Here is a 14,422-nt window from a genome sequence, read left to right as displayed (position 1 = left end):
TCTTGTAAACCTGTCAGAATGCCAACTCGTTTCTGACTCCTTTCCCTCAAAATCCTGCGAACTTGTCAAAATGCAGCCCCCTTTCTGACTACTCTTCCTCGTAATCTTGTGAACCTGTCAAAATGCGAATCCCTTTCTGAATCCTCTCCCGCGTAGTCTTGTGAACCTGTCAGAATGCCAACTCGTTTCTGACTACCCTCCCTCGGAATCTTGTGAACCTGTCAAAATACGAATCTCTTTCTGACTCCTCTCCCTCGGAATCTTGTGAACCTGTCAAAATACGAATCCCTTTCTGACTCCTCTCCCTCGTAATCTTGTAAACCTGTCAGAATGCCAACTCGTTTCTGACTCCTTTCCCTCAAAATCCTGCGAACTTGTCAAAATGCAGCCCCTTTTCTGACAACTCTCCCTCGTAATCTTGTGAACCTGTCAAAATACGAATCTCTTTCTGACTCCTCTCCCGCGTAATCTTGTGAACCTGTCAGAATGCCAACTCGTTTCTGACTCCTCTCCCGCGTAGTCTTGTGAACCTGTCAGAATGCCAACTCGTTTCTGACTACCCTCCCTCGTAATCTTGTGAACCTGTCAAAATACGAATCTCTCCCTGACTCCTCTCCCTCAAAATCTAGCCAACCTGTCAAAATCCACCTCCTTTTCTGACTACTCTTCCTCAAAATCCAGCGAACCTGTCAAAATGTGACCCCTTTTCTAACTACTCTCCTTCGGAATCTAGCTAGCCTGTCAAAATGCGTCCCGTCCCGTCTCGACCCGAACCACCCCCGCTCAACCAACAAAAAAATAGCAGGCCAACGAATATCCCCCATCCGCCCTGCTATTTCCACAATTCAACAAAACCCCATTATCCCACACGCTTCCCGAGCTTTCTCCCACCTTGCCTAACTGTAATAACCGCAAACGGTATGACCAGCAGCGAAATTGCCGTTACAGCAAACCAGCCAACAGACTCCCAAATATGCCCGACAAGGGTACCGCCCGTGGCGACGCCGATGTAATAGCATACTAGATACAAGCTAGATGCACCTGCTTTATGATGGGTGGCCCGCTCATTAACAATAGCGGCCATGATGGAATGCGACACGAAAAATCCCAAGCAGACCAAGCAGAGACCCACAATCACCATCCCAAGCGATTGAATGTTGGTCATCAGCGTTCCGCAAATTAAGATAATGATTCCAACCGAAACAATCGTTGTTTTTTTCACATGAATCGAAATCCGGCCCGCTACCATTGCCCCAGTGGTCCCTGCAAAATAGGCCAGATAGGTAAAAGATATATTTGAGACACTTAAATGAAACGGTTCTTTTTCAAGATAGAACGGCAGGAATGTCCAGACGCCTGTAAACGAAAACTGCAGGAGGATCCCCATGAGAAAGGCTGGAATGAGCATAGTATTCCCCACATGGGAGAACATGCCTGCCAAGTCATTTTTCATCGAGCGTTCGCTCGGCGCAAAGAAATACGACTTTGGCAATATCAAAAAGTAAATGACAAATAAAACAGCCTCCAGAGCGAGTAAGGCAAACAGGGAAGTTTGCAGGCTGGTTACGTCCGCAATTGTCCCAACAAAAATTCGCCCAATTGTTCCTCCAATCGCATTTGCCGCTATATACATCGTAATGCCAAGTCCGACACTTTTTGAATCTACCTCATCACTGATATAAGCAATGGCAGCTGCCGGCAAGCCGGCCATAAAAATCCCCTGGATAAAACGGAGAACCAAGAAGAGCTCAAAGCTATGCACAAGCGGCATCACAGCCAACGGCACAAGCGTGCAAAGCAATGTGATGTGCATAATCGGAATTCTTCCAACCCGATCTGATAGAAAGCTGAAAAATAATAGTCCAATAACCATAGAAATAACAGCAGCGGAGATAGACAGCCCAGCTGTTGCGGAGCTGACGGAATAAGTGCGGGCCAATAAAGGAGTGATCGGCTGAACAAAATAGAGATTGGCAAAGTTAATGATAGAAGCAGCAGTTAAAGCAATGATGATTTTTTTAAAACCGGCATCACGAAAGGTATATTTCTCATGACTGTGTGTGATTGATGCAATTGCGCCCAAATTTTTCACCTGTTTCTTCCTGAAAATGTTTTTAGAATATTTTAAATTTTACTATACCACCTTTTATCTGATGATTATAGGTTTTGGACAAAATTTATGACAAATTTTAGTTGGATGTGCGGGCAAGTGAACCGTCATCTTGTTTCATGGGACACGGTGCCCCTTCCTTCCACGTTTCACGGGACAGAGTGCCTGTCCCTCTGTCCACCCACCCTCTGCGCTTCTTCACAGGACAAGGTGCCTGTCCCCCTGTCCACTTGCCCCTTCGCCTCCCTCTGTTGATTAAAAAATGGTATAATAATGGAATGGACTAATTTGAAAAGGAGGGGTGGTTATGGATTCGATGATTCCTGAACGGCTGCATGAGCCGCTTGAGTTTGCCGCACTGGAGCTTAAGGGCATGCTTCGGACTGAGGAGCCGGAGGATGAGCGGCTGGTGCAAAAAGGGCTGATGCTGTATAGACAGGGGCTTGTGTACCAGCTTCGTTTTGAAAGCGATTCGGTTTTAGGCGTTGTCCAGGACGTGACGCCAGCGAAGGTGAAGCTTGATCTTGAATTTATCAATTTAAGCGAATGCTCCTGTCCGCTAGAGGGATTTTGCCGCCATCGGATGGCTGTGTTTTTTGAGCTTCTTTCAAAGGCACAAAGTGTGTCTGATTGGGTGGATGAGTGGCGCCTTCCGATAAAGGAAAGAAAAGCAGCAAAGGAAGTCGGCCTTAAAAAGGCAAAGGAGTTGGGACTGCTAAGGGCTTCAGATTTACTGAAAACTGCCCAGCAAAAGCCTGATTATGACCGGTGGATTTCTTCTTTTGCTGAAAGCTTTGACACGATCATGAATGGCATCAAGAATCCCGCTCCGTACATGATTCCTGATCTGTACCAGGTATACTCAAGAAAATGGAAAGCGGGTGCCCCGTACGAACAGGAATGGAAACATCTCTACCACCTTGTCGGAAATATTTTTAGCTTTAAAAAACTGATGGAGCTTAGCAGCAAGCTTGGGCATAACAGCGAGATGGTGAATCGGTATTATAATCAGATTTTCCAAAGGATCATGGATGAGACAGAGAACGTCATGAATAAGCTGTCAGTCCAGTCCCTTCCCTTTGCTTTTGACGAATTTATTGAAAAACTAAAAGACGATTCCACGGCTCTGCTGACAGCGGAATTCGCCATTGAATTCGAACGTACTCAGCTCTACCGCCTCTTATGGACAAAATTTTTCAAAAAAAAGGATTGGTCCGCCGAAGAAGTGAAAAAACTTTTAAGAACCGAAAATAGATCGTTTCCTATCATCATGGGACTCGTTCATCAATACATCACCCTACGCGAAGACAAAAAGGCACTGGACCTTTTATCTGTACCTGATACGATGCAGGTTCCCTATTTTCCGCTCTGGCTGAATCAATTCACAGCAAACAAAGAGTGGGAGCGAATGGGTCCGTATACCGAAGAGTACATAAAGAAAATCAAAGATTATCTGTCCCTTTCGGATGATTATTACGCCAAGCTCAATTACATGAGATTTGTCACCAAGACGATTAAGCCATACTGCACGGAAGCCAATCGGGCGGATCTGTACGAAACGGCCCTCGTGGAGATGCTGCCGTACAGTTATACCGAATATGAATATACACTTTTTGACAATCAGGAATATGATAAATGGCTCGACCTGCAGGCAATTATGGGCAATGATATTGACTATTTAGGCAGCGGACGCGTGAAGGTGATTGAAAAAGAAAACCCAGCCCTGCTTCTGCCGCTCTACCATCAGGCTGTTCATAATCATATTGCTCACAAGGGACGGGACCACTATCGCGAGGCTGTGCGGAAAATGAAAAAGCTTCGCACCCTGTACAAAAAGCTCAAGCGCCAGGATGACTGGGAGTTCTACCTGGAAGCGCTCCTGGGACAGACAAAAAGGCTTCGCGCTTTCCACGAAGAATGCAGAAGGGGTAAGCTAATCAATGCTTAAAACTAGCTATTTAAAAGTGAATGTAAAAAATGAAAATGAGAAATTTTATCTTTCAGTGGAAGATGCGGACTCCTCTTTATTGGACCCTGACTATTGGATCCCCATCCTTTTCCACCGCCATAAAGAAAGCTTTTACGGCACCCTTTTTGATCGAAAACAAATTGTCGATGATACGGATTTGCCGATCAGCGGCTGGGAGCTGGCGACGCTTTTTGCAAGGGAGCAATTCAACCAGCTCATCGAGTGGGACTGGGATGATATGGCGCAAATCTGCCTATCTGCGGCTCCCCCCATCTATGAAGCGGTAACGGAAAAGGAATGGATTCCGGATTTTTCAGCGTGGGAGGATAATCAATTCCGCTGGAGGCTCCCGGAAAGGGTGACCCATGAGTTCGATCCATCGTTTTGGGAGCAGGAAGAGACGAAAGCCTTTGTGCAGAATTGGTTTGACCAGGCGCTCGATTCCTACTTGCAGCGCAACAGCCAGATGAGGAAAGCATTTGGCGAAAAACTAAGCGTGATACGAAATAACCAGGTCTCTCCCCGGGATTTGGCGGCCTATTTTGATGAGGCAAGCTGGCAGGAATGGATGGGCTTGAAGGAAAATGACGTTCCTTTTTCCATCGGGCTGAAATTAGAGGAACCTGCAGATATCGATGGCCAATGGGAGCTCGGAATTTTTCTCCGGTCCAAAAAGCAGCCTGATATCCTTGTTGATTGGAAGGACCACGCCAATTACCCGCGCGGCTGGAAAAAATATGAGGATGCGGTTCTAAAGGAACAAGATAGATGGCTTAATGTCTACCCATGGCTCCGCGGCAACCATGGAATTGCAGAAAGGCTGACAGAGGATGAGGCGTGGACTTTTTTAACAGAAGCGAGTGAAACGCTGCTTTCACTGGGTGTGGAAATTTTGCTTCCATCTTGGTGGCAAGCAATGAAGAACGCAAATTTACGCGTAAAGGCTAAGCTAAAAAGCCAGTCAGCGAGTCATCGCCCGTCATTCGTCGGTCTGCAGGCAATGCTTGATTATGACTGGCGCATTTCGATGAATGGTGTCGACCTGTCTGAGGATGAGTTTCAAAAGCTTGTTGAAGAAAAGCGACGGCTTGTCTACATTCGCGGCCGTTGGATCAAGCTGGATCCCGGATTCATCCACCAGATCCAGGATTTAATGAAGCGAGCAGAAAAGGAAGGCCTCCATGTCCGTGACCTGATTGAACAGGAGCTTCTGTCCGATGGGGACCCTTCTGAAGAGGAGCTTGAAAATCAAAAGGCCTTCGCGCGCATCCAAATTGAGCTGAATCGCCAATGGAAGCAGATGATAAAGCAGCTACGAGATACGAAGGACGTCCCTCTTGAAGAGCCGCCTGCTGATTTCTATGGGGAGCTTCGCCCGTATCAGCAGCTTGGCATGAGCTGGATGCTGTTTTTGCGAAAGTATGGATTTGGCGCCTGCCTGGCCGATGATATGGGGCTTGGAAAAACAATTCAGCTGATTTCTTATCTTTTAAAAGTAAAGGAACAGGAGAAAGATAGCGGTCCTTCGCTGATTATCTGCCCTACCTCCGTGCTGGGCAACTGGCAAAAGGAACTGGAGCGGTTTGCCCCTGAGCTTAAGCTCTACCTGCATTACGGCTCGAATCGCCCGAAAGAGGGAGCGTTTATTGAACGGACATCGTCAGCGGATATTGTCCTTACTACTTATGGGCTTACACATATGGATGTTGATGATTTTGAACATGTTGAGTGGAGCTCGATTTGTATTGATGAGGCACAAAATATTAAGAATGCCCAAACGAAGCAATCACGCGCTGTGCGCAGACTCAAAGGAAAGCATCACATTGCTTTGACCGGTACGCCAATGGAAAACCGGCTGTCCGAGCTTTGGTCAATATTTGATTTTACCAACCGCGGCTATCTTGGCAGCATGGGCCAGTTTCAGAAGAGATTTGTACTTCCGATTGAAAAGGAAGACAACAAGGAAAGAGTGCAGCAGCTCCAAGCGCTGATTCGCCCCTTCCTGCTTCGCCGTACGAAAAAGGATGAAGAAGTTGCCTTGAATCTGCCAGATAAGCTGGAACAAAAGGAATACTGCCCGCTGACGGCCGAACAGGCCTCCTTATATGAACAGCTTGTACAGGATACCTTTGATCAGATTGATAAGCTTTCTACTTTTGAACGCCGAGGGCTTATTTTACAAATGCTGAGCCGGTTAAAGCAGCTTTGCGACCACCCTGCCCTTTATTTAAAGGAATCGAAGCCTTCGCAGATGCTTACGCGTTCTTCTAAGCTGGAGAAATTGAGCGAGCTGATTGAGTCTGTGTTGGAACAGGAAGAAAGTTGCTTGATCTTTACCCAGTATATTGAAATGGGAAATATGATTCGCCAAACCCTGAAAAAGAAATACGGTCTGGATGTTCCGTTTTTAAATGGAAGTGTGCCGAAAAATGAGCGGGATCGGATGATTGAAAGCTTTCAAAATCGCGAATTCCCAGTATTTCTACTATCATTGAAAGCTGGCGGAACGGGATTGAATTTGACCGCAGCCAATCATGTCATTCACTATGACCGCTGGTGGAACCCTGCTGTCGAAAACCAGGCGACAGACCGCGCCTACCGCATTGGGCAGAAACGCTTTGTTCACGTTCATAAATTAATATGTACAGGAACACTAGAGGAAAAAATCGATGCGATGCTGGAGAAAAAGCAGGCACTAAATGAACAGATTATCCAAAGTGAAAACTGGATTACAGAATTATCAACAGATGACCTGAGAGATCTCGTGAATTTGAGTCTGTGAATCACTTTCAAAAGGCTTGGCTCCTTGCAAACATTGGGGAGTCAAGCCATTTTTATCGTTATTGCTACAATTCCTCGTGTCCGTCAAGGCTGTGCGGTTTGTTTATGGACGCCGTTTTGTCTTTTGTGTTTGGTTTGTTCACCATGTAAGAGATCCGTTTTCCATCACCGATTAAAAAACAGGAAAAATGCCGGTTCCCCGCATCCTTTTCGCCATCTTTAATTTGGATTGTATTCTTTTCAAGATCGATTTTGTAGCGGATGAGCTTTTTACTATTGCCATCTGTATACTGAAAGATCAAAGAAGTATTTCTCATAAGCGGAACCTTTCGATACTGCTGGGAATCCTTTTCGCAAATAAGCTGCAGTGCATCAAGGAAACCTGGTTTGTATTTAATATTGAGCTCCACTTCATTGACCCCATCAGGCTTAAAATAAAAAGAACCTAAAATTTCATTTCCATCTTCTGATGACATACGCCATCCCCCTTCATCATTAGGATATAATTTATCCCCCGGAAACTATAATTCGACATAATTTGACGCAATTCCTCCTATGTCCATAGACCTACATATACAAAAAGTTCGTTGTTCCCCTCGCATGTGACTACCATTCACTCACAATAGTGTGATTAAAGGGAACACATCGCCCTTTCGTCTGGTTTTCTCGTTAATTTAAAGGAAAACAAGTAAACGGCGGTGTAAAGGATGGTACTATCAGATAAACTCAAGCAGCTGCGGGACGAGCGCAATTGGAGCCAGAGATTTGTCGCTAATTTAATGAATGTCCATCGTACAACAATCAGCAAATACGAAAGTGGGCAAATCACCCCATCCTACCAGGCACTGAACCAGCTGGCAAGCATCTATAAAATTGATGCATCTGAGCTCATCAGTGAACTTGGAGAATCCGTCCCAGCCCCATCACAGCCCTATGTGCTAAATGAAAACAACTTCGACCACGACATGGACCTGATCAAACAGCTTGTAGACCAATCACCCGACCTAAAAAAGGCCTTGCTCGAGCTATACAACCTCGACGAAAAAACCCAAAAACTCGCAATCCAGCTCTTCCAAGCCCAAATGCAAATCATGAAAAAACGCTGACAACATGTTGGTGCATCCAAGCTAGCGTGTAAAAGATTGCTTTATTGCATTAAATGAGCGGGGCCTGTCCCCCGGTGCGTTAACGCTTTAAACCGATGGGGGTCAGGCCCCCGGTGCGTTAACGCTTTAAACCGGTGGGGGTCAGGCCCCCGTTACGTTAAAGCACTAAAAAACCGGCGCAATGCTGCTGCGCCGGCGAAATGAGGATGCTGGGGATACCATTGATTCTTTCTAATGGGGAAAGTTAGCAGGTAATATGCGGACATTTTGAGAAGATTAATTGGCAAAAACAGCAGGGTTCTTATCCGGTTTACACTCATACATGACCATCTCACGGACGATCCATTCCAATTGGTTCACTCGTTTTTCTAAGTTGTTCAACCGTTCATTTGACTTTCCAAGCATGCGGATTAGCGCTTCGATTAGGCTCTCTAATTCTTTTTCCCTCTCCATCGATGTCTTCATCACCTACGCCTGTGCTGCAGCCGAAGCCATTGCTTCCTCAGGCTTTTTCTTTTCAAGAAATCTCACAGAATCAGCCCATACTTCGGTTACATACACCCTTGTGCCTTCCTGATTGTCGTAATGCCTGGTCTGAATTCTTCCTGTAATCCCAATCAATGAGCCCTTTTTGCAAAAACGTGAAGTATTTTCGGCTGTTTTCTTCCAAAGAGTGCACTGGACAAAATCAGCCTCAATTTCTCCCTTCTGGTTTTTGAAACCTCTGTTGACAGCAACTGTTACATTTGTCACCGGCGTTCCTTCAGATGTCCTCTTAAGCTCGGGATCCTTCGTCAGCCGGCCAACCAATGTTACTTGATTGATCATATAATCACCTCTCTGCTTGATATTTCGTAACCATCATAAACGCTGAAGGGAAGATTAGTAAAATGCACAAAAATGGATTTTTTAAGGTAAAAATGGGCAGAAAATGACAATTTATAAAGAAAAACATAAGCTTAATGACTAAAAAACCATATCAAAATGTAAATTTCGCATTGTTCATATGTTTTAGTGCATTAAAGCGGCGGGGGCCTGTCCCCCAGCGTTTTAGTGCGTTAAAGCATTAGGTGTCCCCCAGTGGTTTAATGCGTTACTGTGACCGCGTCATTTTCTTTTCGATGTTGGCGTATGTTATAATTTGGATAAATATATGGGAACGGGAGGATGCAATGAAGACGTTTAAGCTGATTTCCTTACAGGTTGTGGAAGAGGGTTCGTTAGTTGATATCAATCTCGTGGACGGTTTGATTATTAGTCAGGAGAATGCTCAGAGCACTTGGCTGATTGAAGCCTTTATTGAAAAGTCTTATGATGCGTATTTCCAGCAGCTTGCAAAGAAAAACGGAGAGATCATCCTTCAGGTCGTTATCACCAAAAAAGAAAATAGCCCCGCTGCTTTCGAGACAAAAATCATTACCATTAAAGAGCTGGAGAACCATATCAGCATTTTGTTTGAGGGAAAGCTGAAAAAAACGAATAATGATTATGCAGAAATTGTCTTGAAGAAGCTGATAAACCAAGGCCTTGATGGAGAGAAGCTTTTTAACGAATTCAAAAAACTCACCCGCGGAACGCCAAAATATACAGCAGCCAGCAACAATGAGTAATGGACAGGAAATATTTCCTGTCCATTTTTTTATTATTGATCGTTATTATCTTTATCTTTCCTGTCAAGGTCGTCTTCAATTAAGTCCTCGCCAGGATCATTATTGTCTACTGCTGGGTCCTTATCGTTTGGTGTGTTGACATCGTTATTCATCCCGTTATTATCATTAACGCCGTTGTTGTCGTTGACGCCATTGTTATCCATTCCGTTATTGTCATTGACGCCATTATTATTGTTATCGCCGTTTAAATCATTATCTAAGTTATCATTGACATCCGGATTTTCGGGAGGAGGGTTCTGATTATTGTCATTGGCAGCACACCCAACTAATAACATAGCAGACAATAGGGATCCACCTAAAATGCTTAAAAGCTTTTTCATCCGAAAAAACTCCTTTCCAGTCATAGAAATTTTGTTGACCTTTTGTGATGGGTCTCTTTTAATGTTCCCAAAATCCCAGACATCTTGCAGAAAAAAACAAAGCCAGCACGTTAAATGCCAGCTTTTTGCATGTTTTTTTAAAAAATGCCCATCCCAGTGATAAACAAATTCTAAAAACAGGAAATCATTTATGTACTACTTTAATGCAAAGGTAATTTCCGCTTGACAAGCAACTTCTCCATCAACGGTTGCTATAGCTTTTCCTTTGCCGATCGGCCCCTTTAAGCGGATAATCTCCACCTCTAGACGCAATTGATCGCCGGGCTTTACCTGTCTTTTAAACCGGCAATTGTCAATTCCAGCGAAAAAAGCAAGGCGTCCGCGATTTTCTTCTTTTATCAGCATGGCCACCGCTCCAACCTGTGCAAGCGCTTCGACAATCAGCACCCCAGGCATAACCGGATACTCTGGAAAATGTCCATTAAAAAATTCTTCATTAGCCGTTACATTTTTAATGCCAATCGCTCTCTGTCCTTCTTCAACCTCAAGAATTTTATCAACAAGCAAAAATGGATAACGGTGTGGAATGATCTCTTTAATTTGTGTAATATCTAGCATTTTTAGTACCTCCTCCTAATAATAGGTTATATCTTCTTCATTTTACTTAAAAAAGAGCTTTTCGGCAAAAATAAAAAAGGGAAAGGGCATGAACCCTCTCCCGCTTATTCTTTTTCCACTAAATCAATAATATGAGTCCATGTGGATGATTTGAAAATATCCATCACCTTCCCATTGCCCATCATACTGTATCCAACAGCAGCACCAGCAAGCGTGCTCAGGCAAATCAAACCCGCAATAATAACAATCCGCAGCCAAATAGGGAGAATCCGGACACGAACACGGCGGTTTTGGGCTTTTTCTCTTTTTTCACGCCGCTCTTGCTTCACCTGTTCGCGAGTTTTGGCCGCTTCATTTTTCACTTGCTCTCTCGTTTTTGCTTTCGCTTCTTCTTGCTGTGTGTTGTTTGAAGACATGATTATATTTCCCCTTTTTAGCCCACATTTACCGACAATAAAAGTTTAGCTGCCTGCAAATGTCCGATTTGGTCAACTAACAATCAGCAGGGATATCTCCCGCTTCTTGAAGTTTCGCTTTATCTAATCCCATTGACAAGGCCCATCATTTGATCGGCCAGTGATATAGACCTTGACTGGAACTGATAGGCACGCTGAAGATTAACCAATTCAGTCATTTCTTTTGCCAGCTCTACGTTAGATTGTTCTAAGGTATTTTGCTCTATGGAAGCTTGGCTGCGCAGGTCATCTATTAAATCCATGAAGACCTCTTCTGATGCCCCTTCGGAAATAGCAAACAGATTATCTCCCTTCGCTTCAAGGAATTGGGGATTTTTCACCAATGTAATGCCAAGATTATAAGCCTCTGTCTCCCCGTCATTCAATTCGGCAGTCAATTGCCCCTTATTGCTGAGCGTGAAACTTTTTACCTGCTCACTAAAAATGATTGGATTGTTTTCCTCGTCCAGAACAGGATTGCCCTTTGCCGTTACAAGCATATTTTCATCTTCAGAAATTGGCGATAAGTAGAACGCGCCATCTCTTGTATAACGGATCGCTGATTCTGTTTCATTTTGTTCTAATACCCGAAAATATTGGCCTTCTTTTGTAAAAGCAAAGTCAAGCGGACGGCCAGTAGTTTTCAGGCTACCCTGAGTTCCAACCATTTTAGATTGGGCAGTTTTAGCACCCACCCCCTGGCGAATGCCGTTTGGTGTTAGGCGGTTTGCTTCAGAAGCAGCATCTGTCTGATTTTGAAACTGCTGCACAAGAAGATCTGTAAAGCTTGCTTCCCTGCGTTTAAAGCCTGTTGTATCTATATTTGCCATATTATTGCTGACAATATCCATCTGTTTTTGCAGCTGGTTTAATGTATTAGTTGCGGTAATCATTGTTCGATTCATTTCGGTTTCCCCCAGTCGGGTCAATCTTTTTATAAAAAAGAGGCAGTTCCTTTATACATATGAACTTGCTTCTCCAATATCCCTTTTTCGATATTAACCAATCCGGCCAATTTCATTGGCAGCCTTCTCCATGCTGCGGTCATAGGCCTGAAGCACTTTTTGATTAGCCTCAAAGGTTCTGTAGGCCGTGAGCATGTCTGTCATCGTTTTAGACACATCAACATTAGACCGCTCCAGAAAGCCCTGCTGAAGCTTAAATTGGACGTTTCCAGCGTTATAGGCATTATCCAGGGCATTACCGTCTTCAGTCTGATACAGCCCGTCTCCGAGCTTTATCAGGCGGTTGGCATTATCGGTCAATCCAACGCCGATTCTAAATGTCTCCCCGCTTTCATCTGTGATCGTACCATTTTCATTCATAACAAACTGCTCGCCTGACAGCTGGATTGGATTTCCACCCTCATCCAGAACAAACCGTCCGCTCGCTGTGGTTAAAAATCCCTGAGCATCTAAGGTGAAATTTCCGTTTCTTGTATACTGGGTCTGCCCATTGGGAGATGCCACGGCAAAAAGGACAGAGGAATTTTCAGGCATCATGACATCAATGAGGGCAAGATCTGTTTTCAGGCCCGTTTCATTTAGGTCACCTTGCTTGAAAGCAGGGATCGCCTCCTGCAGATACACTCCCGTATTCAGCGTGCCCACCTGCTGATTCTTACGTGCGTTAAGCCCTTTTTGCTGATCGATATGCTGTAATAGCATCTCTGGAAAAGCCCGCAATGTAGACTGGTCTTCTTTAAACCCCGGCGTATTTGCGTTTGCCATATTATTAGAAAGCATCTCCGTCCTGCGCTGCTGTGCCAGCATACCAGATGCCGCTGTATAAAAGCCCCTGAACATACAGATCCACCTCTCTTATGTATCTTCGAACAAATTAACATTACCTTTATTATAAAAAAAATCCTGAAAATTGGGAAGGGCAGTTATGAAGGATACTTTTATTGGAAAAAGATTGCAATGTTACCTTCATATTATTGATGAAGGTCTGTTTTCTTGAAAAACCGATTCGCCTTGGCCTTCATAAACCTGATGAAGGTCTTTTCCCTTGAAAAATCGAGTTACTTTGTCCTTCATAAAAGGACCTGATGGACTTCTACCTCTAAAAACCAGGTCACTTTGTCCTTCATAGACCCTATGATGGACTTCTTCCCCGAAAAACCGGTTCGCTTTGTCCTTCATAAACCCCATGATGGACTTCTTCCCCGTAAAACCAGGTCACTTTGTCCTTCATGACCCGATGATGCGCTTAAAGGGCCTTTCTACCGCACCCAACTCCAAAAATAAAGCCCGCCTCGAGAAAAAGGCGAGCCTTCTAGTTAGCCAAGTTTACGTCTTGGAAGCTTATCAATGTTATCAAGCATGATGCCGGTCCCAATCGCCACACAGTCCATTGGGTTTTCTGCGATTAATACAGGAACCTTTAGTTCTTCAGCTAGCAGTGTGTCAATGCCGTGAAGCAGAGCGCCGCCACCAGTCAGAATCACACCGCGGTCAATGATATCTGCAGATAGTTCAGGAGGAGTACGTTCAAGCACGCTCTTAGCAGCCTGTACGATCACCGCAACTGATTCTCTTAAAGCCTGCTCGATTTCCTCTGAACGAACGGTAATCGTCCTTGGAAGACCAGAAACCATATCGCGGCCGCGAATCTCCATTTCCTCGCTCTTGGATCCTGGGAAAACGGTTCCGATGCTTGTTTTAATATTTTCAGCTGTTCTTTCACCAATTAATAACTTGTATTCGCGTTTGATATACTGAAGAATTTCATTATCAAAGGCATCCCCAGCCATCTTGATGGAAGAGGAAGTTACGATATCACCCATAGATAATACAGCAACATCCGTTGTACCTCCGCCAATATCTACAACCATGTTTCCGCTTGGCTGGAAGATGTCCATTCCTGCTCCAATGGCAGCTACTTTTGGCTCCTCTTCTAAATAAATCTTCTTGCCACCGCTTTTTTCAGCAGCTTCTCTGATCGCCTTTTGCTCTACACTTGTTATATTTGTCGGACAGCAAATCAAAATACGGGGCTTGGATAAAAATCCTTTGACATTCAGCTTATTAATAAAATGCTTCAGCATTGCTTCCGTAACATCAAAGTCTGCAATAACACCATCTCTTAATGGACGGATGGCTGCAATATTCCCCGGGGTACGTCCAACCATGCGGCGTGCTTCTTCCCCAACAGCTAATACTCTGTTTGTATTTTTATCAATGGCAACGACTGATGGCTCATTTAAAACAATCCCGCGGCCCTTCACATGAATCAGTACATTGGCCGTTCCTAAATCGATTCCGATATCTCTTGAAAACATATTAATCCTTTTCCTCCTTGTACGAATGGCCAGCACCGTCCGCCATAGGTTCCTCAAACACAATCAAGTGCTTGAGCCCTATGGCCAAGCACACGTTATGTTTTTCAAGT

General features: G+C 44.5%; 14 protein-coding genes. 4 read left to right on the top strand and 10 right to left on the bottom strand.

What is annotated here, in order from left to right; translation table 11 throughout:
• Positions 1-859 precede the first annotated feature (859 nt).
• Positions 860-2,092, bottom strand: a complete 1,233-nt coding sequence (locus AC1Q59_RS14925; RefSeq protein WP_492366639.1) for an MFS transporter — start codon at positions 2,090-2,092, stop codon at positions 860-862.
• A 325-nt stretch (positions 2,093-2,417) separates the two neighbouring features.
• Between AC1Q59_RS14925 and AC1Q59_RS14920 the strand changes: the two genes are divergently transcribed.
• Positions 2,418-4,058: an SWIM zinc finger family protein gene (locus AC1Q59_RS14920; protein ID WP_492366638.1), complete on the top strand. Its 1,641-nt coding sequence runs from the start codon at positions 2,418-2,420 to the stop codon at positions 4,056-4,058.
• The gene (locus AC1Q59_RS14915) at positions 4,051-6,861 is read left to right on the top strand and encodes a DEAD/DEAH box helicase (RefSeq protein WP_492366637.1); all 2,811 of its coding nucleotides are present in this window, start codon (positions 4,051-4,053) and stop codon (positions 6,859-6,861) included. Before AC1Q59_RS14920 ends, AC1Q59_RS14915 begins: the two co-directional genes overlap by 8 nt.
• Positions 6,862-6,925: 64 nt before the next feature.
• On the opposite strand, the gene AC1Q59_RS14910 is transcribed toward AC1Q59_RS14915, so the two are convergent.
• Positions 6,926-7,336: a hypothetical protein gene (locus tag AC1Q59_RS14910; protein ID WP_492366636.1), complete on the bottom strand. Its 411-nt coding sequence runs from the start codon at positions 7,334-7,336 to the stop codon at positions 6,926-6,928.
• A gap of 231 nt (positions 7,337-7,567) precedes the next feature.
• On the opposite strand from AC1Q59_RS14910, the gene AC1Q59_RS14905 reads away from it, so the two are divergent.
• Positions 7,568-7,966 (top strand): helix-turn-helix domain-containing protein, encoded by a 399-nt coding sequence (locus AC1Q59_RS14905; protein ID WP_492366635.1) that lies wholly within the window; start codon positions 7,568-7,570, stop codon positions 7,964-7,966.
• Between the two features lie 276 nt (positions 7,967-8,242).
• On the opposite strand, the gene AC1Q59_RS14900 is transcribed toward AC1Q59_RS14905, so the two are convergent.
• Positions 8,243-8,431 (bottom strand): hypothetical protein, encoded by a 189-nt coding sequence (locus AC1Q59_RS14900; RefSeq protein ID WP_492366634.1) that lies wholly within the window; start codon positions 8,429-8,431, stop codon positions 8,243-8,245.
• A 3-nt stretch (positions 8,432-8,434) separates the two neighbouring features.
• Positions 8,435-8,794, bottom strand: a complete 360-nt coding sequence (ssb, locus tag AC1Q59_RS14895; protein ID WP_492366633.1) for a single-stranded DNA-binding protein — start codon at positions 8,792-8,794, stop codon at positions 8,435-8,437.
• Between the two features lie 344 nt (positions 8,795-9,138).
• Here ssb and AC1Q59_RS14890 point away from each other — a divergent pair, with 344 nt between their 5' ends.
• Entirely contained in the window at positions 9,139-9,576 is a 438-nt protein-coding gene (locus AC1Q59_RS14890) for a YwpF-like family protein (RefSeq protein ID WP_492366632.1), read from the top strand.
• 32 nt (positions 9,577-9,608) lie between these two features.
• Here the strand turns inward: AC1Q59_RS14890 and AC1Q59_RS14885 are convergent, their stop codons facing one another.
• From AC1Q59_RS14885 to AC1Q59_RS14860, 6 genes are all read right to left on the bottom strand, one after another.
• Positions 9,609-9,911, bottom strand: a complete 303-nt coding sequence (locus AC1Q59_RS14885) for a hypothetical protein (RefSeq protein ID WP_492366664.1) — start codon at positions 9,909-9,911, stop codon at positions 9,609-9,611.
• A 240-nt stretch (positions 9,912-10,151) separates the two neighbouring features.
• Positions 10,152-10,574 carry a 3-hydroxyacyl-ACP dehydratase FabZ gene (gene fabZ / locus AC1Q59_RS14880; protein ID WP_492366631.1) on the bottom strand — a complete coding sequence of 141 codons (423 nt, stop codon included), beginning with the start codon at positions 10,572-10,574 and terminating at the stop codon, positions 10,152-10,154.
• 104 nt (positions 10,575-10,678) lie between these two features.
• Positions 10,679-10,990 (bottom strand): DNA-directed RNA polymerase subunit beta, encoded by a 312-nt coding sequence (locus AC1Q59_RS14875; protein WP_492366630.1) that lies wholly within the window; start codon positions 10,988-10,990, stop codon positions 10,679-10,681.
• 119 nt (positions 10,991-11,109) lie between these two features.
• Entirely contained in the window at positions 11,110-11,934 is an 825-nt protein-coding gene (locus AC1Q59_RS14870) for a flagellar hook-basal body protein (protein WP_492366629.1), read from the bottom strand.
• Between the two features lie 93 nt (positions 11,935-12,027).
• Complete coding sequence (locus tag AC1Q59_RS14865) at positions 12,028-12,834, bottom strand: flagellar hook-basal body protein (RefSeq protein ID WP_492366628.1); 807 nt, start codon at positions 12,832-12,834, stop codon at positions 12,028-12,030.
• Positions 12,835-13,310: 476 nt separating this feature from the next.
• The gene (locus AC1Q59_RS14860; RefSeq protein ID WP_492366627.1) at positions 13,311-14,312 is read right to left on the bottom strand and encodes a rod shape-determining protein; all 1,002 of its coding nucleotides are present in this window, start codon (positions 14,310-14,312) and stop codon (positions 13,311-13,313) included.
• Between the last annotated feature and the right edge of the window lie 110 nt (positions 14,313-14,422).

The organism is Cytobacillus sp. MT66 (assembly GCF_058792595.1).
The sequence above is the reverse complement of the archived record's forward strand: the minus strand, read 5'-3'. Positions and strand labels throughout refer to the sequence as shown.